The sequence below is a fragment of the Rhodospirillaceae bacterium genome (assembly GCA_040219235.1).
Taxonomy (GTDB): domain Bacteria; phylum Pseudomonadota; class Alphaproteobacteria; order Rhodospirillales; family Rhodospirillaceae; genus WLXB01.
Genome location: JAVJSV010000016.1, coordinates 387,989 through 412,477, shown reverse-complemented (window position 1 = coordinate 412,477; position 24,489 = coordinate 387,989). Strand labels below are relative to the sequence as shown.

The 24,489-nt window shown below is 53.0% G+C and carries 25 protein-coding genes; 13 read left to right on the top strand and 12 right to left on the bottom strand.

Going from position 1 to position 24,489, the window contains the following annotated elements; all coding sequences use genetic code 11:
- Genes RIC29_16580 through RIC29_16570 form a run of 3 tightly spaced genes read right to left on the bottom strand, consistent with a single transcriptional unit; the run spans position 1 to position 2,365 of the window.
- Positions 1–1,254 (bottom strand): nucleoside transporter C-terminal domain-containing protein, encoded by a 1,254-nt coding sequence (locus RIC29_16580; GenBank protein MEQ8736542.1) that lies wholly within the window; start codon positions 1,252–1,254, stop codon positions 1–3.
- A gap of 14 nt (positions 1,255–1,268) precedes the next feature.
- Entirely contained in the window at positions 1,269–1,796 is a 528-nt protein-coding gene (locus RIC29_16575) for a DoxX family protein (protein ID MEQ8736541.1), read from the bottom strand.
- The gene (locus RIC29_16570; GenBank protein MEQ8736540.1) at positions 1,793–2,365 is read right to left on the bottom strand and encodes a hypothetical protein; all 573 of its coding nucleotides are present in this window, start codon (positions 2,363–2,365) and stop codon (positions 1,793–1,795) included. The genes RIC29_16575 and RIC29_16570 overlap by 4 nt, the downstream gene beginning before the upstream one ends.
- Positions 2,366–2,434: 69 nt before the next feature.
- Here RIC29_16570 and RIC29_16565 point away from each other — a divergent pair, with 69 nt between their 5' ends.
- The 3 genes from RIC29_16565 (at position 2,435) to RIC29_16555 (ending at position 4,711) form a co-directional block, all read left to right on the top strand.
- Positions 2,435–3,526, top strand: a complete 1,092-nt coding sequence (locus tag RIC29_16565) for a nitrilase-related carbon-nitrogen hydrolase (protein MEQ8736539.1) — start codon at positions 2,435–2,437, stop codon at positions 3,524–3,526.
- A gap of 31 nt (positions 3,527–3,557) precedes the next feature.
- Positions 3,558–4,418 (top strand): DUF1838 family protein, encoded by an 861-nt coding sequence (locus tag RIC29_16560; GenBank protein MEQ8736538.1) that lies wholly within the window; start codon positions 3,558–3,560, stop codon positions 4,416–4,418.
- Positions 4,419–4,534: 116 nt separating this feature from the next.
- Complete coding sequence (locus RIC29_16555; protein ID MEQ8736537.1) at positions 4,535–4,711, top strand: hypothetical protein; 177 nt, start codon at positions 4,535–4,537, stop codon at positions 4,709–4,711.
- A gap of 61 nt (positions 4,712–4,772) precedes the next feature.
- Here RIC29_16555 and RIC29_16550 read toward each other — a convergent pair whose 3' ends face one another.
- The 3 genes from RIC29_16550 to RIC29_16540 form a co-directional block, all read right to left on the bottom strand.
- Positions 4,773–6,257, bottom strand: coding sequence for a DEAD/DEAH box helicase (locus tag RIC29_16550; GenBank protein ID MEQ8736536.1), 1,485 nt, complete (start codon positions 6,255–6,257; stop codon positions 4,773–4,775).
- A 12-nt stretch (positions 6,258–6,269) separates the two neighbouring features.
- Positions 6,270–6,440 (bottom strand): hypothetical protein, encoded by a 171-nt coding sequence (locus RIC29_16545; GenBank protein ID MEQ8736535.1) that lies wholly within the window; start codon positions 6,438–6,440, stop codon positions 6,270–6,272.
- A gap of 155 nt (positions 6,441–6,595) precedes the next feature.
- On the bottom strand, positions 6,596–7,555 hold the full coding sequence (locus RIC29_16540; GenBank protein ID MEQ8736534.1) for an SUMF1/EgtB/PvdO family nonheme iron enzyme: 960 nt from the start codon (positions 7,553–7,555) through the stop codon (positions 6,596–6,598).
- A 511-nt stretch (positions 7,556–8,066) separates the two neighbouring features.
- On the opposite strand from RIC29_16540, the gene RIC29_16535 reads away from it, so the two are divergent.
- From RIC29_16535 to RIC29_16505, 7 genes are all read left to right on the top strand, one after another.
- Positions 8,067–9,143, top strand: a complete 1,077-nt coding sequence (locus tag RIC29_16535; protein MEQ8736533.1) for a PAS domain-containing protein — start codon at positions 8,067–8,069, stop codon at positions 9,141–9,143.
- 109 nt (positions 9,144–9,252) lie between these two features.
- On the top strand, positions 9,253–9,858 hold the full coding sequence (locus RIC29_16530; GenBank protein MEQ8736532.1) for a ChuX/HutX family heme-like substrate-binding protein: 606 nt from the start codon (positions 9,253–9,255) through the stop codon (positions 9,856–9,858).
- Between the two features lie 25 nt (positions 9,859–9,883).
- Positions 9,884–10,486 (top strand): cytochrome b, encoded by a 603-nt coding sequence (locus tag RIC29_16525; protein MEQ8736531.1) that lies wholly within the window; start codon positions 9,884–9,886, stop codon positions 10,484–10,486.
- A 37-nt stretch (positions 10,487–10,523) separates the two neighbouring features.
- A complete protein-coding gene (locus tag RIC29_16520; protein MEQ8736530.1) occupies positions 10,524–11,381 on the top strand; it encodes a hypothetical protein in 858 nt (285 codons plus the stop codon).
- Between the two features lie 195 nt (positions 11,382–11,576).
- Positions 11,577–11,861, top strand: coding sequence for a type II toxin-antitoxin system RelE/ParE family toxin (locus tag RIC29_16515; protein ID MEQ8736529.1), 285 nt, complete (start codon positions 11,577–11,579; stop codon positions 11,859–11,861).
- Positions 11,861–12,175, top strand: coding sequence for a HigA family addiction module antitoxin (locus RIC29_16510; protein MEQ8736528.1), 315 nt, complete (start codon positions 11,861–11,863; stop codon positions 12,173–12,175). Before RIC29_16515 ends, RIC29_16510 begins: the two co-directional genes overlap by 1 nt.
- A gap of 15 nt (positions 12,176–12,190) precedes the next feature.
- Positions 12,191–12,769 carry a hypothetical protein gene (locus RIC29_16505; GenBank protein MEQ8736527.1) on the top strand — a complete coding sequence of 193 codons (579 nt, stop codon included), beginning with the start codon at positions 12,191–12,193 and terminating at the stop codon, positions 12,767–12,769.
- Positions 12,770–12,798: 29 nt separating this feature from the next.
- On the opposite strand, the gene RIC29_16500 is transcribed toward RIC29_16505, so the two are convergent.
- Entirely contained in the window at positions 12,799–13,731 is a 933-nt protein-coding gene (locus RIC29_16500; protein MEQ8736526.1) for a formylglycine-generating enzyme family protein, read from the bottom strand.
- Positions 13,732–13,954: 223 nt separating this feature from the next.
- Here RIC29_16500 and RIC29_16495 point away from each other — a divergent pair, with 223 nt between their 5' ends.
- Entirely contained in the window at positions 13,955–14,932 is a 978-nt protein-coding gene (locus tag RIC29_16495; GenBank protein ID MEQ8736525.1) for a formylglycine-generating enzyme family protein, read from the top strand.
- Between the two features lie 12 nt (positions 14,933–14,944).
- Here RIC29_16495 and RIC29_16490 read toward each other — a convergent pair whose 3' ends face one another.
- The 3 genes from RIC29_16490 to RIC29_16480 all read right to left on the bottom strand — a co-directional run bounded on the left by RIC29_16490 (position 14,945) and on the right by RIC29_16480 (position 18,954).
- Positions 14,945–16,726 carry a TRAFs-binding domain-containing protein gene (locus RIC29_16490; GenBank protein ID MEQ8736524.1) on the bottom strand — a complete coding sequence of 594 codons (1,782 nt, stop codon included), beginning with the start codon at positions 16,724–16,726 and terminating at the stop codon, positions 14,945–14,947.
- Positions 16,727–16,847: 121 nt separating this feature from the next.
- The gene (locus tag RIC29_16485) at positions 16,848–17,261 is read right to left on the bottom strand and encodes a hypothetical protein (protein ID MEQ8736523.1); all 414 of its coding nucleotides are present in this window, start codon (positions 17,259–17,261) and stop codon (positions 16,848–16,850) included.
- Between the two features lie 43 nt (positions 17,262–17,304).
- Positions 17,305–18,954: a TIR domain-containing protein gene (locus RIC29_16480; protein MEQ8736522.1), complete on the bottom strand. Its 1,650-nt coding sequence runs from the start codon at positions 18,952–18,954 to the stop codon at positions 17,305–17,307.
- Between the two features lie 255 nt (positions 18,955–19,209).
- Between RIC29_16480 and RIC29_16475 the strand changes: the two genes are divergently transcribed.
- Complete coding sequence (locus RIC29_16475; GenBank protein ID MEQ8736521.1) at positions 19,210–19,599, top strand: cyclic nucleotide-binding domain-containing protein; 390 nt, start codon at positions 19,210–19,212, stop codon at positions 19,597–19,599.
- 130 nt (positions 19,600–19,729) lie between these two features.
- A complete protein-coding gene (locus RIC29_16470; protein ID MEQ8736520.1) occupies positions 19,730–20,812 on the top strand; it encodes a divergent polysaccharide deacetylase family protein in 1,083 nt (360 codons plus the stop codon).
- 40 nt (positions 20,813–20,852) lie between these two features.
- Here the strand turns inward: RIC29_16470 and trpE are convergent, their stop codons facing one another.
- On the bottom strand, positions 20,853–22,361 hold the full coding sequence (trpE, locus tag RIC29_16465) for an anthranilate synthase component I (protein MEQ8736519.1): 1,509 nt from the start codon (positions 22,359–22,361) through the stop codon (positions 20,853–20,855).
- Between the two features lie 23 nt (positions 22,362–22,384).
- Positions 22,385–24,364 (bottom strand): SurA N-terminal domain-containing protein, encoded by a 1,980-nt coding sequence (locus tag RIC29_16460; protein ID MEQ8736518.1) that lies wholly within the window; start codon positions 24,362–24,364, stop codon positions 22,385–22,387.
- Positions 24,365–24,489 lie beyond the last annotated feature (125 nt).

The following is a 24,489-nucleotide window of genomic DNA, read 5'->3' as shown; positions in this document are numbered from 1 at the left end:
TTACCCGACAAGACCAATGACCGCGCCTGTCATACCCGTTGCTAGGTTGCCAGCAAGCCAAGCTTTCATGCCTAAGCCCAATGCATCGCTTTTGCGATCCGGTGCGAGTGTGGCAATGACGGAAACCAGCATCCCAACGCTGGCGAGGTTGGCAAATCCGCACAGCGCGTAAGTCATGATCAACGTTGAGCGGGTCGAAAGGAGTTCGGGCTCTAAACCTGCGAGGGCCTGGTAAGCGACAAACTCATTGAGAACAGCTTTGGTGCCCATCAACTGCCCTGCGACGAGTGCTTCGCTTGGCGGAATGCCGAACAGGATAACAAGGGGGGAAAAGACCCAACCAAAGATGCGATCAACCGTCAGCGTTGTGCCCCGAACATCTGGAAAAATGCCTAACATCTGATTGGCTAGAGAAACAAAAGCAAACACCACAATGAGAATGGCGATAATGGCCAGAAACAGTTTTAGACCGTCCATTGTACCCTGAACAATCGCATCCATACTGCTGTCATAGGACAGCGTTGACATGTCATCATTTAGAGTCTCAGTAGACGCAACACTTGGAACCATCACACGTGCGATCAGTAGCGCGGCGGGGAGCGAGATCACAGAGGCGGTGATAATATGGCTCGTGGCACCTGGTACAATTGGCTCCAAGATTGTTGCGTAAAGGACTAACACGACGCCTGAGACTGTGGCTAATCCCGCGGTCATGACCATGAACAAATCCGCGCGGCTCAAGGATTTCAAAACGCCCCGGATGAAAAGCGGCGCTTCGACTACGCCAAAAAATAAGTTTGAGGCTGCGCCTAAGCCTGCCCCACCGCTGATGCCAAGGCTTTTGCGCAGTGCCGCAGACAACCAGAGAATGAGGGTGGGCAACACCTTCCAATGCCAGAGCAAGGCGGCCAAAGCTGAAGTCACGATCACGATGGGAAGGATTTGAAAGGCGACCACAACAGAGGTGCCATCTCCCGGGAGCGGGAAAGGCGCGGGGCCACCACCAACGTAGCCAAACACGAAGGCAGAGCCATCTCGTGCGGCCTGTTCCAGGGCTGCGACTCCTTTGCTGAGAAAGCCAAGCACAGACCATATGATCGGGACGTTGAGAATGATCAGAGCGAGCCCGATTTGTATGGCGAGGGCTGTGAAGACCCATTTCCAGGCGACGCCCTTGCGGTCTTCACTGAATAGCCAGGCGAGCGCGATCAGGCCGCCAAGTCCTGAAAGGCTGTGCAGCCAGTTTATCAGCACCTAAGAGTTACTCCCTAGCTGAGTGCCCAACCATGCTTTGAATAGCGGCGCTTCAGCATGCCATCGAACCCAAGCCAGTGTCCTGAAGGGTAGATGATGAAAATAATATTGAGAATGAAGAATGGCAGAAGCGATGCATCGTAATAACCACCAATGGCGAGATTAAACAGAATGAAAAATCCACCGATACTTGAGAGGCGAGTTGCGATGCCAAGAATTAAGCCAAGGCCGACGATAACTTCACCCACCGTGACAATCCAAGATATCAACGGATAAAGCGGCAGGGCGAATTCGGTTAAGTAGCTATATGCAAAAGAGGAGGGGTTTAATTCTGTCAGTCGTTGTAAAAAAACAGCTTCAAGAAGATCTGTGGTGAGCCAGCCCTTGATGATTTTATTTACACCTGCGAGCAGGAAGAAGAGGCCGAATAGAAAACGGAAAAGAATGTTCAAGATAATCCCGGTAAACCTTAGAGGGTTTTGTTTGATCCAGGACCTCGACCAAGAAAACTCATTCTGGGTTTTAATCACTTCATCTGTCATTGGGTTGCATCCCCCATATTTGCTTTTATTTGCCAAGGGGCGGCATCTTCGATTGCTTTCATGGATTCGGGAATGCCGAGGCGAACACATTGCCCCAGTGTCGTATTGTCCAGAGCGAACCAGGTGTTTGTATCGCGGTCAATCCAAGTGCCACCAATTTCTATCTTGGCCTCTGCGACATCCAGGTAAGCCTCTGCTGGCATCATGCTCTCTGCGGAACCATCAGGATTAAAGGTGTAAATGGCTGCGGGCCTGCCTTCGTTTGTAATCGGCGCAAACCATTTTGCAAAATAGAACCAGATGGTCGCGATCTGTCCCCAGAAGGTCTTGTTTTTGAAATAGTAGAGCTTCGAGCTGATTTCTTGGTCTGCATTCGGAGTGCAACGAACATAGGCTTCGCACATGGTGCATAGTTCGCCAAACTGGCTCATCAGAAGAGGGTAATCACCCCAATCTGGTGTGGCCAGAGGGTCTGATGGTTGTTGAGCAACGGCGATAGAGGCCGGTGAATATAACAACACAGACGCTGCAAACGTCCAAGCTGTGATCGTACGAGTCCAACAGGTCATGGCTCAGTCCTCCTCCCACCCTTATAGTGCAATGATCAATCTGTTTTGAGAAGAGGAAGGATACCCCCGATGGCTCTGCTTTGGAAAGCGACTGCTATGCAGACAAATAACGTGATCGTTAACGCGGCTAAAACCCGTGAAGACGCGATGGCGATTGTGAATAAGAGCATTGATCGTTGGGAAGAGCTAATCATGTGGGCCGCGGGACGTGGTGGTGGCATGAAAAACCTGGTCGTTTTCCCTGAGTTTAATTTGCAAGGGTTTCCTTTGGGCGAAACGGCAGATGAATGGATTGAAAAAGCCTGCTTCCAAATCCCAGGCTGTGCCCCGGTGGAACGCCTGCAAAAAATTGCCCAGAAATTCGGAATCTACCTCGGCGCCAATGCGTATGAAGCACCGCCAGAGTGGCCAGGCCGCTATTTCAACTGTTCCTTCCTGATTGATCCATCGGGTGAGGTGATCCTCAAGTATAGACGCGTCTCAACGGCCCAAGCCGCATCGCCCCACGATGTACTCGACGAATATCTCGATAAACACGGGATTGAAGGCTTATGGCCTGTCGCCAAGACCGAAATCGGCAATATTGCGATGATGCCCTGTGGGGAAATTCTGTGGCCTGAAACAGCGCGCTGCCTCATGCTGCGTGGGGCTGAAGTGATTTTGCATCCGACCTCTGATCATGGATGCTCCGATAAAATGGCCTGGGAGTCCTCCAAACGAGTGAGGGCGGCCGAGAACATGGTTTATTTTGTATCCGCAAATGCGGGTAAGATTATTGGCTCTCCCCCAAATGATACCCACGCCGGTAATTCAAAAATTATCGATTTCCAAGGCCAGTTGATGGTCGAAAGCGGTGTCGCGGGCGAAAGCATTAATGCCTCGGCGGTGATTGATATGGATGCTTTGCGCCGGGCACGCTGTACGCCGACAGGTCCGTTCGGCGTGAACCGCCTCGCGCGTCTCAGAGCGGAAGCGTATGCGCCTGTGTTTAATGAGGCGGCGTTTTATCCGGTCAATTTGTGGGCCGACAAACCCATGGACTCGAAACAACGCATTCAGGATGCGCTGATTGAGGTTATCAAAAAGAAGGTCGATGACGGTATTCTTAATCCACCGTCCAAAGGCCAAGCCCTTGAAGGTTACGATCTGTGGGGCAGTTGAGCAGCACCAAACGTAATCAGTTGGGAGAGCGATGATGAAGAGACGCACGTTACTTGGCGGATTAGCAGCAACGACGCTATCCGCTTCACTTGTTCGCCCGTCCAGAGCTTCTGAAGTGCTACCAATAAAGTTAAACCCAGCGGATCGGTCTCATCTTGGGTTACTGCAGAAAAAGCTCATTTATGCGATGGACGACCGCCCCCTGATTTGGTGGATCCGCGGCAATAAGTATGGCTCGATCAACGGTGAGTTAACGCCACTGTGGACTCTGAATGTCATTCTCTTCAAGTCTGTGAAACATAATCAAGACGGCAGTTTTGATGCTAAGTCTATGGAGGTTGTTTATAAGACTGATGTTGAAACGGATGAGCCTTTAACGACTTGGCGTAACCCCTACAACGGTGAGGTTTATGAGGAAGAGCCGGTGATTATGGGGCCTCTGACCCGCCGGTTTACCGATGAAGGTGCTGTCAGTCAGTCTGCTCTACCCGGGGCGGAAATTCTAAGAAGAGGAGCTTTAGGGCCTGCAGAGGTTGCGGGCGACGATGTCTGGCTCTTATCCGATTCACATGTGCTTGTGGATCGTCCGGGGCAGCAACAGTTTAGAGCAAATGATCTTTCTACTTATCACGGCAAGGTCTCGGACGTTTTAAATCCTGACGTGGTGAGTGCGCCGGCCACAATTACGGTTCACATCGTTCAAAGCTGGCATCCGTGGATGAACATGGGGGACCGGGAAGGCACATTGATCACCCGGATCAGTGGGGCGAAGTGCTTTGATGTCGACGATATTCACCCGCGTATATTGTCGCTCTTGAAGGTAAATCACCCTGCGGTCGCGAAGGACTTTATAGCCCGCTTGGAAGGACCGCCCGAAGCTTTCGACCGTTAGGTGAGGTCAGACAATTCAATTTTGAAATAAAATTATAGGCGGAGTTAACGGACTGTTTACTTTCGCCACGCAGGCTCCTGAACGTGAGGTATCGTTTTCTTTTGGGAGCTAAAGTCATGTTGGATCGTTTCAACAGCGAAGATGGCCCGGGACGGGCATACGTCGATATTGACGCCACCTTGGATAGCTTTGATTTTGACGATGAAATCAAACTTGAAGCTGAAGACTTCAACTATGCGCTGGGTCGGCCAGTCGATCTCGACCTAGACCTTGATCTCGACTTAGAAGACTAATTCAAACGTGCAAAAGCGGACCCTTTTCAGGGTCCGCTTGGTTGCTCACGCGAGGTATTGGTTAGGCTGCAGCCCTACGCAGGTCTGGCTGAGTTGTCGGTTTTCTACGGCGTTTGCGGTGACGCTTTTGTTGATCAGCGCCGTCACTTTTTCCCTTATTGAAACCATCACTTTTGCCATCTCCCTTACCAGCGGCATGCCATGGCTTTTTATCGCCATAAGGCTTCCGGTCACCGGATTTTTGCTCATCGGGGCGACGACCATTCGGTCCCTTAGGCCCACGATGGGGCTTTTTCTTGGCGTGAAACGGTTTTCCGTCTCTTTGACTGTTTGATCTTTGGTTCTGAACGATGTCGTCTTCCGGGCTCACGTCACGGGGCGCAATATGCTGTGGCTTGGGCCGTTGCTTCGGAGTAGGTGCAACTTCGCTCGAAAGTTTCTGGTTAATGGTGCGCTCAATCGCGCGCAGCAAATGCCGTTCACTGCCATCAACAAGGGAGATGGCGATACCATCAGCCCCGGCGCGGCCGGTGCGGCCAATGCGGTGCACATAGGCATCAGGTTGGTCCGGCATGTCGTAGTTGATGACATGAGTCACATCGTCGATATCGAGACCACGTGCGGCAACGTCTGTTGCCACGAGCACTTGCAAATGACCCTTCTGGAACGCTTCCAGTGCTTTCTTACGGGCATTCATGGATTTGTTGCCGTGGATGGCCATGGCTTTAACGCCACTTTTGTGAAGCTGTGCATCAAGCCGGTTGGCACCGTGTTTCGTACGGGTAAATACCATGGCTTTGTAGATGCCGTTGTCGAGCAGCTCGAGCAGCGTGCCAACTTTGTTGGCCCGGTCGACGAACATGATTTTTTGCTCAACGGTTTCCGCTGTCGTGGACTCAGGGGCGACATCGACACGGGCTGGATTACGCAATAACGATTTGGCCAGCTTGGCAATGCGCGGTTCCATGGTCGCGGAGAACATCAGCGTTTGGCGGATTTCCGGCACTTTGGCCGCAATTTTACGAATGTCTGGGATAAAGCCCATATCGAGCATGCGGTCGGCTTCATCAAGCACGAAGGCTTCGACTTCATCGAGGCAGACGCGGCCCTGGTTCATCAGGTCGAGTAAACGGCCAGGGGTGGCGACAAGCACATCAACACCGCGTGCCATGGCTTTGATCTGGCCTTGAGAACTAACACCGCCAAAGATTGTGGTGCGGCGCAGGTTCAGAAAACGGCCATAGGAGCCAAAGGACTCATGAATTTGGGTCGCCAGTTCCCGGGTGGGGCTGAGCACCAGAATGCGCGCGCATTTTGATGAAACGGCGGTGGGGTTGTCATACAGACGCTGGAGCAGCGGCAGCGCAAAGGCTGCGGTTTTGCCAGTGCCGGTTTGGGCGCAGCCAATCAGATCGCGGCCTTGCAGCAGCATTGGGATGGCTTGAGCCTGAATAGGGGTTGGAGTTGTGTAGCCGTCCGCCGCGATGGCGCGTTGTAACGGCTCAACTAACGGAAGATCGGAAAACGATTTAATAGGTGATGTCAAAACAATAACTTTCTATGTGTTTTGGCCCGTACCGCCTTCCGCCGGACAGACCATGAAGTGATAGGTGACCTGATTTGAATCGCGCGCACACGCGAACACACCGGCGAAGCCGGGCATCAAGGTGAGCGCCATAAAAACAGCGTCATCTTCTATCGGATTGTGGTGATAGTGCGGGTCAACCAAGTGTGGGACCAACGCTGGCAAAAACAAGCCGACTGGAAGGATGGCCGTTATATGAGTGGTTTCCGCATGAAAGTCAATGAATGACTGTGCAGTGCACAAAAAACATTAAACAGGCAGTGCACAAAAAACATTAAACAGGCAGTGCAACAAAACTGTTAAAGCGGCGAGAGGTCTCGGGCGATGCGCAGACCCACTCTGGCGCTGCGCAGCCAGAAGGGGGCCCAATCCCTTTTGGCCGGCCGAACATACCAGGATTTGGCTTGCCAGGCTCCCCCCCGGATGAGTCGTTCATCACAGTTTTCAAAAGCTTCACTGCCATCCTCTGGAACCGTGTACATGCAGCCCTCGACCCATTCCCAAGCGTTGCCAATGATGTCGTGGACACCATACCCGTTGGCCGGAAAGCTGCCGACGGGTGCTGTCAGGGCAAAACCATCGCGGCAAGGAAAGACATAGTTTTCCGGATCGCCGGCATCAATTTTCAAAATGTCTGCGGCGTCTAAATCGGTGACGTTGGCATAGGCGCAGGCCGCGCTGACATCTTCACCGTTGGGCCAGGGGCGCATGCTTTGAGTGGAGTCACGGGCGATCAGTTCCCATTCGATATCGGTTAGCAGGCGATAGGACTGTCCGGTTTGCTGTGAAAGCCAGTCAACATAGGCACTGGCATCGGTGAAACTGACACACACAACGGGATGATCAAAGCCTTGTTCAAAACCGGGATTATCCCAGGACCAAATGGTGTCTCGCGCCCCCCAGACGTTGTCTTCGAAGTTCCAGGTGATGCATTCCCAGTCTGGATCATAACCGGCATCCGCAACGAAAGCTGCGAACTGCGCGCGGCTGACTTCATGAATTGAGACCGCGAAGGCATTGGTTACCGTCACTTCTTTTTGAGGTGTTTCGTTGCGGGCATCGCGCTCGGGTGTGCCGATGCTGACCGCCTGGCCGGGAGGCGAGCCTTTAGTGTAACTGCCGGGCGGGATAACGATCATCTCGGGACAGTTGGCACAGTCACGAAATACCGTCCCAGGCACAGATTGAGCGTGAACAGCATCAAACGCCCCACCGGAAAGCGTTGTAAAAAGGCACAGGGCCAGAAGTGATCGGAACATAAGTATCTCCAGGTGATCTAAGGATGTTGGCTAGAGAAAGACGGGGGCGTCAAGATCCCCAGACTCGCTTTTTGGTCAGAGTGTATTTCGGTTCGAGATTTACGTTGGTGGGCTCTCACCTTGATTCGAGAACTATTGTTTGTGGGCTCGTCCGTGGAACGAGCCCATGCACGACTGGTTCCAATCATTCGAGGCCATGCACGTATGATCGGAGGAACGAGCCCATGGAACCGCCTCGACGCCCCCCCTTGGAACGAGCCCATGCATGCAAGGTCTTCTGGGCCTAAAACCTCTTAAAGCCCCTGTTCATAAGAGTTAGACTTATGTCTAGATTGACAAATACAAAATAAATTGTTATTATTTTCGTCTTATATGGAGCTTTTGCACTCTTAGGTATTACCACCTAAGATGGAAATTATAGTCCTTTAAGTCCTTCAATACTGGCTGGCCGGGAGGGACTATGATCCGCAGAACTTTCGCCGTTTTTCTTCTCTTCCGGTTTCGGTAACTCATGTCCAAAGTCACCTCTGAACGCTGTCGCGCCTTTCTGAAACATTGGGAGTCTCTGCGCGACGGGGGCCTGTTGCCAAGCATACAAGCCTTTCTGGAGAACCCGGCCCCAGAGTTTCAGCCCAACGTGATGCTGACCGACATTGTTGGAACGTCGCGTATGCCGATCCGATTGTTCGGCACGGCCCTGGTTGATCTGTTTCGCTCTGATCAGACCGGCAACGATGTGTTGCAGGCGTTTACCATTCCGCGCAGCACAAGCAGCTTTCTGGAACTTTCTAAGGTTCTGCTGGCGCACCCCTGCGGCACCTACAACATGAAGACGGCCTCAACCGCAAAAGGGAAAACGATTGATATCGAGTCCATTTCTCTGCCGTTGCAATCGGGCACCAGCAGTCCCCCGTGCATTGTTGGTTTTCATCGCTGCATTTCTGAACTCGATGATGATGATTATGTCTATCAACTCACCGGGTATACGGAGAGCAGTTGGATTGATATTGGGGCAGGGGTTCCGGCTATAGAAATGGCGCCCAAGCCCTTCGATGAGCAAGTTGAAGTGGTTGCGCCGCGCGATATGTTCAAAACTTTTGAAGATCATTGGCGGCTGATGCAGGTAGACAAGGGTGTTCCACGACTGTCGACATTTTTGAACCGCCCAATTTCGAGCCTGCAGCCACACGTGAACATTGTCGATGCGATCTCGCCCAGCGACATCAGAAGCCGTCTGATTGGAACCGCTCTGGCTGAGAATTTCGGCACGGACCCGACCGGTGAAAACATTCTCGATTTTATGTCAGCGTCAGATGGCCAAATATTGTCTGACCTGGTGTTTAAGATGATCGCGCAACCTTGTGGCGTTGAAATGAAAGGTCAGGTTGTTTCGGCCAGTGGGGCTCTGATGCGGTCGCGCAGTTTAGGATTTCCCCTAAGGCGGAATACGCCAGATGCGCAATGCATTGTGTGGTTAAATCAGATCGACAAAGCCTATGGATACGGTGAAGAAACCGCGCAGATTGGGGGCCTAGAACTTGTCCGCTGGATTGATGTCGGGTCGGGCGTGCCGGTCCGCCCGAAGTGAGTTTGGGGCCTGAAGTGCTTTTAAAAGCCCTTTCACTACACTAAACTAAGCCTTAATATTTCAAGGGGCATTAAATGTGATGCAACTTCCCTAACATTGGAGACGAACCATGCGGAAACCCGTTGTATCTATTTCCTTTACGTCCATTTCCTTTGCATCCTTCTCAATGTTGGTTTTTCTGGTCCTGCCGTTCACTGCCAATGCTCAAGGCATGAGCCTGGAAGAGGCGATTAAAAAACACAGCGGTCATTCAGTTGAGTGGTTGTCTGAGGCCACAGGCGCTTCAGAAGACGAAGTAACGGCGGCCTTGCTGGCCAACTACCGGGTGCCGATTGATGCGGATAAGTTTGACGAAGTCTGGGGAAAATTAACCGAGTGGGAGAACCCGCTGTTCATTACCATTGTTGCTGGAACGGTGATTGAAGTGCACTCCAAAATTCCCATGGGAGAATATTCGCAAGGGTTTTATAATCTGAACAGCATGGAGGGCCTGAGCGGACATTTTCAGCCCAAGAATATGGAAGCAATTTACATCATCGAAGAGCCGTCCCGCGAAGGTGGCGTCAGCCGCCAAGTGGCGTTCTACGATAAAGACGGTCAACGTATTTTCGGTATTTTTGTGAACCGCTTGGCCAGTGGCGGCGAGCATGATGCCGCGACCCTGGCGCAGTTCCAGGCCATGAACGCCTATTACAAAGAACAGGCGGGCGGTTAACGTCTCGAATACGGGCAGTCCAAAATTGCGACAGAATACGTCTGAGCGTTGGGGCACAGTCTCCATCACCCTGCACTGGATGTTCGCCGCCCTGGTGGCGGTGCAGGTGCCGATTGGGTTCTGGTTGTCTCGCGCGGCACCGCAGGCGCGCATCACTGGCGATGACTGGCTGTTGCTGTGGCTGGAACAAATCCATCACAGCATGGGCTTTGTGATTCTGTTTGTGGCCGCCGTGCGTATGTCGTGGCGGTTATCGCACATCAGCCCCGATGCGCCACCCGCACCGGCGTATCAAACAGCACTGGCGCATCTGACTCACATTACGCTGTATGCTTTGATGATTGTATTTCCGCTGTCGGGCTGGGCGGGCTCAAGTTTGATCGGCAGCGAACAGTTTCCCGTGCCGATTAACTTCTTCGGCCTGGAAATGGTTGGACTGGATTTTCTACGGTCGCTCGATCCGCCGTTTAATACCTTCCGCCTGTACCGCGACATCCACATTTACTGTTGGTATGTGGGCGGCTTTGTTTTGGGCCTGCACGTGCTGGCGGCGCTGTATCACCACTTTGTTGTCAAAGACAATGTGCTGCACCGGATGTTGCCGTTGGTGAAGAAGAGGGGGCGCTAATTTTCTTATAGCTAATAGATTGAGGCAGTGAGGGTGAATGAACGACTCAAAGCTTGATCCGGTCCGCAGGGCTTATGCCAAACAGATTCTAGCTGAAGCTGGTGTCAGCGATAGAAGTCTTGAGCAAGCATTCGCCACGCTCCGTCGGGAAGATTTTGTTGGGCCAGGTCCATGGAAACTTTTTAGATTTCCTGATGGCTATTATGAAACGCCTTCAGATGATCCTGTTTATCTGTATCAAGATAAGCTGTGCGCATTAAACTCGGATAAAGGCTTAAACAATGGGCAACCTTCTTTCCTCTGTTTTCTCATTTCGTTAGGACGGCTGAATCCTGGTGACAGGGTTGTCCACGTTGGAGCAGGTGTCGGCTATTATACGGCAATCATGGCTGAAGTGGTGGGCAATACTGGGCATGTCTGCGCCGTTGAGTTTGAGAAAGATTTAGCAAGCCGTGCGAAAAATAATCTTGCAGGTTATTGCTATGTAGATGTGATGCAGGGGGATGGATCTTTGATCGCTTTTGACCCGGCAGATGTTATTCTCGTGAATGCTGGAGCGACCCGACCGGCAAATGTCTGGCTGGACGCACTCAAAGATGGTGGACGTCTTGTGCTGCCGTTGACTGTAAGTTTCACAACCGATGACGGTCACGCGATGACAAAAGGCGCAATATTTTTAATTCAAAGAAACGGAAAATATTTTTCTGCGACATGGGTGTCTCCCACCCAAATTTATCCATGCATGGGTCTGCGCGATGCAGAGTCTGAGGCGGCTTTGGTGGCAGGTTTTAAAGGTGGTGGCTGGAAAAACGTGAGACGTTTGCATCGTTCCGATGATATTCCAAAAGACGAATGTTGGGTGAAAACGACTGATTGGTCGCTGACGTATCATTAGAATCAAGAAAGTAACCTAAATGCTACGTGTGTCGGAATTTGGAGATTGTCCATGGGGGCGTGGTGACTGACGAGAAAGTGTGTGAGAGCCCTCGCTTTGCTAGATATAAGTCTGATGTAGTTTCCTGAATTAAATCCTCTTCACAAAGGCGAGTGCTAGTTGAAATCCGTACGGTTATGCCGTACAGTTAATTCTATGAATATCCGGTCGGTTCGCCATAAGGCATTGCTGCGGTTTCTTGAAACGGATGACGCACGTGGTTTGCCGTCCGATCATGTTCCAAGGCTCCGCAATATAATATCCGTGCTGTTGTCAGCCCCGGATATGGGAGCCGTTGCCGGTCCTCCGGGGTGGCGCATCCATCAGCTCAAGGGAGTCAGAGCCGGTGCGTGGTCGATTTCAGTGTCAGGAAATTGGCGTCTGACCTTTCGACTGAACGAGCAAGACATACACGATCTGGATTATGAGGATTATCACTGATGACTATAACACCCAGCAGCATAGGTATGCGGCCCAGTCATCCCGGCGAATTTATTCGGGCAGAGATCATGGAAGAACTCAATTTGTCAGTCGCGAAAACGGCAGAAGTTTTAGGTGTGCGTCGGGCAACGGTTTCTGATTTGGTGAATGAGAAAGCCGCGCTTTCACCTGAGATGGCCTTGCGGCTTGAAAAAGCCTTTGGCTTGAATATGGAGACGATGCTGCGTATGCAGGCGCTATTTGACAGTCATGCCATGCGATCCCGCGCGGATGAGATTAGCGTCGCCCCTTACCAAAAAGCGGTTGGGGAATGATCAGGACGTTTTAGTGTGATCGTATTCACTATTGAGCAGCTAGCGATTGCCCACATCCGTCAATGCTGCAAGCACCTTGAAGAGTCAAAATCAAATAAAGTGCGTTTATTGTATGCAGCGTCTACCGCACATCTTGCTCTGCATACAGTTCTAATGATTTCTGCGTATTCAGAATCTGATACATCGGTACTCGATAAAAGATCGAGAAAAAGGGTTGAGGCCGACCCGCATATTGTTCACGAGGGCGTCCGTGTAAAAGTGTTTAGTCTTCTACTTGAAGATTTTCTCGCAGAGGATGGTAAAAATCATAGCGATTTGAAGGCAAAGATGCGGGCTGTTAGAGAAACAATCACAGACCTAAGCAGTATAAGGAATCAACTGGAGCATCCAGTACCGGGCGTTAACGGATTCACACAAAGATTGATTGTTGATTCTATAGAAATAGTCGCACTTCTCATTGCTGATTTTTTGTCTGAGTTATCGCTGGATAATGCGTCTATCAAAAACTGTGCCGATGACAGCAAAGAAACAATTGAAGCAATAGTTCGCTTGTGTAGGAGTATCCGGAAAGATATTGGACCGGAAGTCATATAAGAAAATAACTTTTGTCTAGGAAACAGACGTTATTCCAACTCCCGCGCTACCCGAAAGCCGAAAAGGTGGTAGGACGTGGCCTCGGGGTCACGGCCACGGAAGCTGGGGTGCTGGCGGATGACACGGCTGCGCCAACTGCCACTGCGCACCGCGCGCTTATCGCAGGGGCCATCGACTTCAACCGCACTGCCATCAACCGGCGTTGCGGGGTAATCTTCGAGCGAGCAATCCTGCACCCATTCCCAGACATTGCCGATGGTATCGTAGAGGCCAAATCCGTTGGGTTTGAATTGCCCGACCGGGGCGACCAAAGCGTAGCCGTCTGAGCAGGTGGCGGCCATAGACATGTCGGTGCCACTGCCGGCAATGAGGGCGGGATCGGCGGCGGCGGTTCGATCGAGCACGTTGCCGTACTCACAGATTTGGTTTTCGTCTTCGCCCCAGAACCAGGTGCTGGTGACGCCACCACGGGCGACGTATTCCCACTCGGCTTCGGACAGCAGACGATACATCTCGCCGGTTTCAGCACTGAGCCAGTTCACATAAGCGACGGCTTCGGTCCAGTAGACACAAACTACGGGGTCGTTGTCGGCGACCGGGCGGCCGTAGTCCGGGTCTTCCCAGGTGAAGCCCATCTGACGGCGTTCGCCACCCCAGACGCGGCAGTCAGAAGCCTCGTGCCCTGTGGCGTCGACAAAGGCGCGCCATTCGGCGGTGGTGACTTCGTATTTGCCAGCGGCGAAGGGCTCGGCAAGGGTGACGGTCCGAATGGGGCCGCGGGTGCGTGGTATGTCGCCGCGCATGACGTCGGTTTCGTCTGAGCCCATTTGGAACGTGCCAGGCGGAATAACCACCATTTGGGGACAGGTGGCGCAGTCTGAAAATTCAGCACCGGGAGCCAGGGATTGGGCGAACGCCAGAGATGGCATCAAAAACAACAGAGCGATGATGAGACGAGTCATAGGAAATCCCCCGATGAATAATTGCTCTGGAGCCTAGCGCAGAAATGGCTGCAGCGCCTATGCCTTATCATATTGCTTAATCGCCGGACGGACATTCACGGTCGCATGCAAGGCATAGAAGAATGAACATATAGCCGCCAGCCGAGTGAGCTTACAGGACATGGTTTGTTTATGGACTGGCGACCCATTACACTGTCGCCCTAAAATTGGGAGGAGAAAATTTATGGCTGTAAAGTTGTCTCATTCTGCGCTTGGTGCATGGTTTGCTTTGGGGCTCGCTGCTGGTGTCGTGGCCCCTGTGAAAGCTGAAGACGCCGTGCACCCCGGCACGAATTTTAAAGACTGTGAGCACTGCCCAGAGATGGTGGTGCTCCCCGCAGGGTCTTTTGTGATGGGCTCGAGCCCGGATGAGACGACCATGGCCAAGGTGCGGCATCAGGATGCAGGGCGGGAATGGCCCCAGCGCACGGTGACGCTGTCTCAACCGTTTGCGATCGGGAAATACGAGGTCACCATTGGCGAGTGGCGTGCGTTTGTGGAGGCGACCCATCGCCCAGACCCTCAGAGTTGCACGACCTGGACGGAATCCACCAACACCTGGGGTGTGGTTGAAGGCGCGTCCTGGCACAATGCGGGATTTTATCAGGGAGAAGATCACCCCGCAGGCTGTTTAGACTTGCAGGATGTGCGCGACTACAGCACGTGGCTATCCGAGCTGACAGGCGATCGCTATCGCTTGCCCACCGAAGCGGAATGGGAATATGCCGCGCGCGGTGGCACGGCCACGCTGAACACCTGGGGCGATACCATGGAGGATATGTGCCGCTTTACCAACACATCTGACCTGACCCGGGCGGACGTGCATGGCGGTTTTGTCGAAAACCCGACGCGTTATTTCAACTGCCGGGATGGTTTTGTGTACACGTCGCCCGTGGGCGCGTTTCCGCCCAATGCCTATGGCCTGCACGACATGGTCGGCAACATCTGGGAATGGGTCGAGGACTGCTTCATTGTTGGTTATGAGGGGGCGCCGACCGATGGCTCAGCGCGGTATGACGCCAATAATTGTGACCGGCTGATTGTGCGTGGGGGCGGATGGTACGCCCGCAACTGGTTTATGCGTCCGGCGGGCCGCAGCCGGGAATATCCGGATTACCGTGCGACGACGTTGGGCGTGCGTTTGGTGAAAGAGTTGGATTAACGCCGTCTCATGTTAACGTCGCCTTACGTTAAAGAGCGGTATGCGGCCAAATTTTTTGGAAAGCTCAGTCTGTCCCACATAGTCTGACGCAAACCGCTCATTCGCACGCAGGGCTAACAAGGCTGCGAAGGGCTCGCTGATGTAAATCGTGCCGGGCACGGCGACAGGCTCGATGCGGGCCGCGATGGTGATATGCGTGCCAAAAAAACTGTCCGCATGCAGGAAAGGGTCAGCATAGGGCGAGACGGGCCCATAGTGGCCGCCGATCCGCAAAGCCAGGTGGCTTGGCAATCCAGCAGCTTCTAAGTCGATTGCCTCAAAAGCGTTCAATAGGGCAAGTGCAGCTTCGGCGGCATCCTCAACTTGTGGATAAACATAGTGCAGACCGTCGCCCCACGTGTTGACTAAATCTGGCGGAACCGGAAGAGCCTCGTTCGCGGCCGCAAGTGGCGTGAGGATTGAGTGCACAAAGGGGCCGATGTGTTGCTCTTTGATTTTGCTGAACCCGCGCACATCGGCAAACAGCATTGCTTTGAGGAGACGCGGCATGGCGATGGTCGTCGCTGCTGTTTCCGGGTGTGCCTTAGAGGCGCTCGTCTTACGTCTCAGGGCGACCGGGAAGTCGATCAGGGTTTGCGGCAGGCCAAAGGACCGGCCACGCACAACATCGGCTCCAGTGCCAGCGCGTCCCTGCGTTTCGACACCATCCCAGGCAACCAATTGTGCGGCTGATGTTGTCAGGCGACCGGCATGGGCAATGGCCAACCCCATAGCGAATTCAGAGGAAAACGCGAAGACGGACTCATCTTTAATATTTGATTCCAGAGTGGCGAAGCGCAGCGAGGTGGCCTGATCGCGGCAGGCCCGATAGCGCTGCTCCCAGGATGGACCGAAGGGGCGTACGGATTGATCAAGGAATTCCTCTTCGAGCAGAGGCAATACCACGTGCAATTCCGCGCCATGGGTCAGCAGGGCCTCGGCCATCAGGATATCACACCCAGCCGCCAGGGCCCCGAAGCCTGCGCCGGGGTTTAAGGCCGTTACCGCGCCGGTGAGCGCTGTGGTGAGCGCAGCGACTTCAGAGTCAGGGGCGACATCATCGAACATGTGTCCACAATAGTGCAGGGCAATGGGAGGCCGGTAAGGCGCTAGCCAATCGGGTGATCTGTTCTGGACAGTGCAAATCAGATCGAACTGGCGCAGGGTCGTGGCGTGCGCGGTGTAGTTTTTTGGGTCTTGGGCCAGCGCTTTTCCGAGCGCCGTAGAAGACTTTTCAATGTCATCTAACAACAGCAACGCTTCTGCTTTGGTGGCATAGGCGTAATAGGCACCCTCGGCCGTTGATTCATCTGTCGGGACCAGTGTTTCGAGAATTTCTTTGGCAATGGTTGTGGCTGTGGCGTTATCGCCAGCGGCACAAGCCATGGTCGCGGTGTTGATGCCTGGGTAGGGCGCACCGTGCAAAGCGTAAGCTTCACCATAACGGGTTTGAGACTGTAGGGCGTAGCGCTGCCGCGCGTGCCGGTCCGCAGAGGACTGACTGAGGTCTTTTAAGAGCCGTCCGCCGAGAGAGATGATTTGGTCATCATCGGCAATTTGATTGAGCCCAAGCCGCTCATATTCTTGGAGCGCGCGCGCTGTTGCTCCGGCCCGTGCTAAAACCAGCACCGCACGGTAGCGGAAAACCCGATTGTCTGGGTCTTCCGCCAAACCGTCCATGAGGATGTCATAGGCCTTGAGCAGGTCACCGCTTTTTTCAGCAGTGCGGGATGTGCTTAGAATCGTACTGGACACGCGTTGCGTTCAAACTTCTGAGCACACAATAAATTTTCAATTGATAGGGCCATAATTTTTTTGTGCCTTGATCTTGAAAGTTCCTGAAAGCTTAAAAGGTGTGTGCTCATTTTGCTGGTGTTTAATAGCGCAGTCGACCGCCGCCATGGCCGGGGTGAAAAGGCGCCTGTGGAAAGTCTGCTTTAATTTCAGGAGGGTCGGCGGGGTCTGGGTCTGCATTTGGATCCCGATTAACGACAATACTGAAAACCACATTCTCGGTCGGCGCTGTGCCAAAATCGATAACGATCTTTTTGCCATTTGGTTTAGTGGCAACGGCATTGGCATAATGTCCAGAGTAGTTGCCTCCCAGATTGGACTCATAGTCCCATGATGCGCCGACAAATACATAATCGGGATCAGCCATCTTAAAGACGACCCTTTTTTGTTTTTTGCATTTGTAGCATGGCATGATTCCATCCATATGTTCCGGCGACAATATGGGCAGATATGCACCGCCTTCATCTTCAACAAAGACAAATATCTTTTTAGCCATATCCTTAAGTCCTTTTTTAAGTGGATCAATGCAGACTGCTTTATTATTCGTTGCCTGTCATTTCGGCAGAAATGTTTACGGAATTACTTTTTGCTAAAGTGTGCTTTGATAAGTTAAGTGCTTCTTCGCTCCAACTTTGGTTGGTTTTATCAAAGGCGATTAAGCTTTTGATTCTGGTTTGGGCTTCCTCGATATAAGAAAATGCTGCGATTGAACTCTCGATACTTATTTCAGTTTCATAGAGCAGTCGCAGGGCTTTCACCAAGTCGAATTCAAAATGTTTGTCTGCCGGGTAGGCTTCATGAAACTGCCTAAACTCGTCCACGTTCTTTCGTCGAAGAGCCAAAGCATCCCTTGTCTGACCTATTGCCTCATAGGCATCAGCAAGCCATCTGTTCGTATAAGCGCGGTCTAACGCGACGTCTTCATTACCAGGTACGAGTGCATCCAAATTTTGAAAATAGGATTGCGCCAATCTAAATTGATCAATCGCATCTTCGGTTTGTCCTAATTTTGTTAGGACTGCGCCATAGCTGTAGGCAGAGCGACTGGCGTTGGTGAGATAGGTCATGTTTTTGGGTTCTAAATCCGCGAGTTCTTTGGTGATGTTGAGGTAACTCCACATTGATATCGCTGCGTTTTGGTAGTCACCTTGGGCGTATTCTATTTGTCCGAGCCAGAATTTGCTCTGAGCGTGTTCACTTTTCCGCTCATGGCTATCTGGAGCCCGTGCCACCAGTTCCGCCGTGATTGTGTGCGCTTCAGCTGCATCCTTTCGCGCGGCTACGTTGTCTCCCAATTGAAAACGAGTGTTTGCGGCAAAGTGCAAAGCTCTTGCCCACCGCCCAAGTGTATCATCGGGCGCGCTGTGTAGGTTTTGGCTTTCATAGTATGCGACAGTTTTATCGATCACTTTTTCAAAGGCATCGAGGCGGCCCACTTCCTCAAGTGGGTGCCTTAAGTCTTCGATCATAAATTCAACCAACCCCTCCGCACTTACCCGTCTATCTTCGGCGAGATTTTGCGCTGTAATGGCCTGATAGGTGAGGGCGCTCATCACCATCATGCCGACAACGGAGGCTGCGGCGAGGCAGGTGAGGCGGTGTTGCCGACGTTGATTTTCACGCTGAACCAAATCGTCAAGTTTAACGCCGAGCAGTCCGGCAATGATTTTGAGTTTGGCGAGGCGCTTTCCGTCGGCATGCGGCCTGAGGTCTGCGGCAATGGGTTCCGCTGGATCATCGGACAGCGTGCCATCGGCTTTGACCTGAAAGCGAAGCGCTGGGGCAAAGCACTCCTGATCCCCCTGACTGGGTTTTAGGCTGCCAAAAGGTTCCCCATCTACAATGATGCAGATGATGCTGGCTTCACCCTTCAACCGTTTAAAGTTGATGATCTCCTGATTGACCCATTGGGACTTGGCCGAGGAGGGGGAACACAACACCACAAGAAACTGTGTGGCTTTGAGGGCTTCATTGATTTCGCCCGACAGATCAGCGGAGACGGGCAAGTCGTCACGGTCACGGAAAACCTTGCCAATCCGGGCGGTGACAGGGCCAAACGCGGTTTCCTGACCGATCAGATGTTTTGGAACGCGATAGGTTTCCAAGGCGCGGTGAAGCCAAGCTGCCCATCGTTTGTCGCGATGGCTATAGCTAATGAAAGCCCTGAAGTGTTGGTTCCCAGACGTCACGTTGACGTCTCCCCCAATTTATCCCACTCGCATCACTGCAATATTGATACTGGCGTCCGCGCGATGATCTCGTTAATAGAGTTTTCTGGGCGGCTGTATCGTATTGCTATACCTAAATTTGACTGGTTTTGGCTCGCTACACAAGGCAAGCTAGATTTATTATCGCACTTCGTTGAATATTATAGGTAGAGCAGTAAACAGATCAGTTAACGTTTCTATGGCGCAACTCATTTTCCAGATATGGGACTATAACGCATGAGCACGTCGAGCATGTTGTCCAGTAAAACCTACCAGAAGGTTTTAAACCGTGAGTCTTTTGGGCCTGATTCGGTCATTTTTAAAGAGGGCGATCATGGCAACAAGGCTTATGTGATTACCCGCGGCAAAGTCGATATCGTTACCAAAACCGTCGATGGAAAGTACAAGAAGCTCCGGGAACTCAAGGAAGGCGAGCTGTTCGGCGAGATGAGCTTGCTCAACGGAGACCGCCGCTCGGCTCACGCCTTGACCAAAGAGGGCTGCGAAGTGCTGATTATCAGCCAAGCGGTGCTGAAGGAAAAGCTGGACGCTGCGGACCCGTTTCTGAAATTCTGGATTGAGTTTCTGAGCGAGCGGATGCTGGACGTCTCAAAACGGGTGAAGTGATCGCGGCGGTTGACCGCCACGCCCTGACCGCCACATCATGACGACCTCACTTTAACCACTATGTGTTGATCTATTGCCAGGGGCGCGGTAAACGCCCTGCATCACGTATCAACTCTTAGGCATCACGCGAATGGCCAAAAAGCCCCGTAAACAGAAGAGTGCAAGCTCGAGAACGCCAACCCAGAAGGTTGATGCGCCAATTGAGGAAACGTCCTCGATTCCACGGCCTGCGGTGCTGATTATCATTGGTATTGTGTTGTTGATGCTGGGTCTTACCGTTGGGGTCGTGATTGACGTGGTCAGTCGTCCTGACCCCGTTCCAGTTCAAACACAGCCACAAGGGCCTGCGCGGCCAGACCCGAATGTTGCACCACCGCGCATCGACGTGCCCAAGCAACAGTCCTTCTTTGATCGCCCTGAGGAAGACGCGCTTTCAGAAGCGGAAACTGTGGGTATGGACGCCGTACCAGCTTTAGCGCCGCTCGCACTGAATGCCGCGCCCGTTGATGTGCCGTTGGATTGGCCTGTGGTTGCGATCGTGATTGATGACATGGGGCTGGATAAAGCGCGGTCAGAAAAGATGGTTGCCACAGTTGGCCCCCTGACGTTGTCTTATCTGACCTATGCGGATGATCTGAATGGTCAAGCGCAGGACGCTATCGACGCGGGTCATGAAGTGATGGCGCATATTCCTATGGAGCCAGTGGGCGCTGCCGATCCAGGGCCGGGGGCGCTGATGACTGACGCCAGTCCCGCAGATTTGCGTGAACAGTTGGACCGGTTCCTCAACGGGTGGACAGGATATGTGGGCATTAACAATCATATGGGCAGCAAGCTGACGGCAAACCGCGCGGCTATGGACGTGGTGATGCTAGAACTCAAAGAACGGGGGTTGATGTGGCTGGATTCACGCACCGTTGCCACCACCGTTGGGGAAGAGTCAGCCGCCGCCATGGGTGTGCCTCATCTTGGCCGTGATGTATTTTTAGACAACGAAGACGATGTGACAGCGATTGCCAAGCAACTGTCTGAGGTTGAAGCGGTGGCGCGCCGCCAGGGCTATGCGATTGCCATTGGCCATCCCAGGGACGCAACGCGTCAAGCCCTGGAAGCCTGGCTGGCGACACTCGAGGCAAAGCAAATTGGGCTGGTACCGATTACGGAAGTGCTAAGACGTCAAGCTGCAAAAAATAGACTTGCCGGACGGGGATAAACGCACTCGACTTTGGTTGCGTCGTTATCCGTTCCCGCCGTTATCCGTTGCCACCATAGCGACCGGCTTCATCCGCCGCGCGGAGTAAGGCCATCGCTTTGTTCTGGCTTTCCTGGAATTCATATTCCGGGTCTGAGTCCGCAACAATGCCACCGCCAGCCTGGGCAATGAGTTCACCATCTTTGACCAACGCCGTGCGCAGGGCGATGCAGGTGTCGAGGTCGCCATTGGCGGCGATGTAGCCGATGGCACCACCGTAAAAGCTACGCCGTTCCGGTTCTAATTCATCAATGATTTCCATCGCGCGGACCTTGGGCGCGCCAGAGACCGTGCCCGCTGGGAAGCCCGCCATAAGCGCATCCATGGCGTCATAGTCGGGGCTCAACATGCCGTCGACGTTGGACACAATGTGCATGACATGGCTGTAGTATTCGATGACCATTTGTTCGGTCACTTTAACGGTACCGGTTTTGGTGACGCGACCGACATCGTTGCGGCCGAGGTCCAGCAGCATCAGGTGCTCGGACAGTTCTTTAGGGTCGTGCAGCAAATCGCGGGCGTGCTGTTCATCTTCAGCTTTGGTCGCGCCGCGTGGACGCGTGCCAGCGATGGGCCGGATCGTCACTTTACCATCACGCACACGGACCAGAATTTCCGGACTGGAACCGACGATGGCAAAGCCGTCAAAGTTTAAATAGAATAGAAACGGTGACGGGTTTAATCGTCGCAACGCGCGGTACAAAGAAAACGCCGGGTATGCAAAGGGCCGCCGCAAACGTTGTGACGGGACCACCTGAAAGATATCACCGGCCAGGATGTACTCTTTGGCTTTCTCGACCATCTGATGATAGCCCGTGCGACCGACATTGGAGACCGCTTCAACCATATCATCGGCCTGACTGGCCCCGGAAATTGGACGCCGGGGCAGGGGGCGATCAAGCGCGTCTATTACGGATTTTAATCTGCTCTGGGCGGCAGCGTAGGCTTGTTTGGCAGAGATATCTGCCGCCGGGCGGACCGGGGTGACAATTGTCATGGTGTCGGCAATGTTGTCGAAAATGACCATCGCTGTTGGCCGCATGAATAGACCTTCCGGAATGCCAATCGTATCAGGATTGTCATCCGGAATGTCTTCGATCAAACGAATGGTGTCGTAGCCCATATACCCAATGAGACCAGCGGCCATGGGCGGAAGTTCTGGCGGTAAGTCGATGCGCGATTCGTCGACCAGTGCGCGCAGAGAGTCGAGCGTCTGTGTGTCTGCTTTTTCATAGCTTGTATGCGCGCCGGTTGGATCGCGACTGATCTCAGCGGTCTGGCCGTTGCAGCGCCAGACCAGGTCTGGTTTTAAGGAGATAAAGGAATAGCGCCCACGGGTTGCGCCGCCTTCGACGGACTCAAGCAGGGACACAAAGTTCTCTTCTGTGCCGAGTTTAATGGCGGCAGAGACCGGCGTGTCTAAGTCAGCGACCAGCGAGGTCCAGGCAACTTGGGCTTTGCCTGAAGCATAGGTTTGGCTAAAGGCAGGAAGAGGTGGAAAAACATCCATGGCACAGTTACCGGTTCACACCCTTATTGCTCGGGGGTGAGTTGATTGACGGCCTCGCGGTTGAGGACAACATCAAACTCCCGGGTAATGGATTGTGTGAAGCCTGCAATCAGATCATCCGCGAGCGCATTTTTGACGGCTGTGACCACCTGCTGTCTGACTTCTGCCAAGTCGGTTTCATCCGGCGGCAGAATTTCTTTTAAACGCGCAATCACATAGCCAGCCGCAACCCGGGCTTCGACAACGTCGCCAATATTCGCCTGGAACATCAGGTCCATCAGGGCTGGGCTTACCAGACGCGCTGCGACAATATTGTCGATCCGCAGGCTGTTCCCGAAGCGGGTGACCGGACCGAGGTTCGCGAACTCGACATCGCTTGAGGTTTCTGCAATCGCTGGAAAATCACTGCCAGGGCCGATGTCGTTGATCAGTTCCAGCGCTTTGGCTTGAGTGGCCGCCGAGCGGGTTTGTGCTTCCCACAGCGCGCGCACATCCGCTTCAACCAGGGCGTAAGGCTTGGGTGCAGGCTCAGTGATTGAGATGACACGCAGGATATAAGCGTAGTCGTTGGTTTCAACCAGTTGAGATTCCAACCCTGGCTGAGTGGCAAAGGCCAGCCGCAGGAAGCGTTCGCGCTCGACAGGGAACGTTAAACGAGACCCATTGCTGTCGCGTCCATCGCGATCAACGTTTTCAAAGTAGATCCGCGTGTATCCTGGTGTCTGAGCGATCTCTTCCATGGAAATACCGCCCGCAAGCTGATCTTCAAGAAAGATGGTCGCTTCGTAGATTTCGTCGAAGGCCCGGTCAGAGATGATAAATTCGACAATGTCGTCTCGCACGACAGGAAGGGCGCTGATGCTGCCGACAGTAAGGTCTGTGACTTCAAACAAGTGCCAGCCAAAATCAGACTGTACAGGTTCTGTAATGCCTTTCTGGGTGAGGTCAAAAATGGCTGAAAGATCAAAGCCTAAGTTATCATTGGCCTTGAGTTCTCCTAAGTCGATCGGGGCACCCATGCCTGTGCGCTCACCCAGTTCAACAAGAGAATCTGACCCTTCAAGGGAGTCGTAAGCGGATTGCGCATCCAGTTCCGTGGGGAAAATAATCTGCCGAACGGTGCGGGTGGCCTGAGTGCGGTAACGGTCTATATTCTGGTCGTAGAAGGTCTGAATTTCTGCGTCAGTAATGCTGTCCTCTGGGACGAGGTCTCTTGGCCGGATGACGATGGCTTCGACACTGCGTGATTCAGGGGCCGTAAAGCGATCTATGTTCTCGTCATAAACGCTGCGGAGTTGCTCTTCTGTTGGTTCCTCTGTCAGTTCAACCGTTTCATCGGCAATGTAAAGAACATCTGCGATCCGCTGTTCAGCGCGATATTGAAACAGCGCATCGACCATAATATCAGGCGCACCGGAACTGGTGGCGATCGGACGGAGCAGGAACTGACGCGTCACGTCGCTGCGCAAAAGATCAACAAAACCTTGTTCTGTCAGATTGTTGCTGGCCAAGACCGAATTCAGCATCATCCGGCTGAAATTGCCGGTTTCATCTTTAAAGGAATCTTGTTCGAGTACAGCCCGGCGCAAAGTCTCGTCGGGAATCGAGACGCCCATGTCACGCGCCGCCATATCAAGAGCCGCTTGCTGGCTGAGTTGGGCCACCAGATTTTCCATGATGCCCAGATCGACAGCATCGCGTGCCGTGAAGTCAGGCCCGACAGCGTTACGCAATTTATCGACTTCTGATGTAAAGCGGCGCTGCAACTCATTGGTGCTGATTTCAACCTGATCCACCTTAATCACCACGTTGGGATCAACGGCTGGATTAATGGCATCGCCAACGCCCCAGACAGCAAAGCTCATCATCAGGACTCCGAGGAAGCCTTTCAGGATCCAGCTCTCTTTGATGGCGTTGGTTAGTCCTTGAATCATCTCATAACCTCGGTTTTCGGGCGGTCCGCCACGCTTGTATATTGTTTGCATATCGTTTGCGCGTTTCACGCATGGATATCTTGTGCGCGTTTTACGCGTCAAACCCAAGGCGGGCAAGCCTTTGCCACTGATCTGCCCATGATTTAACCGTGACTTAACTGTGGCTTGCTTGGGACCCACATAAGGAAACGCTT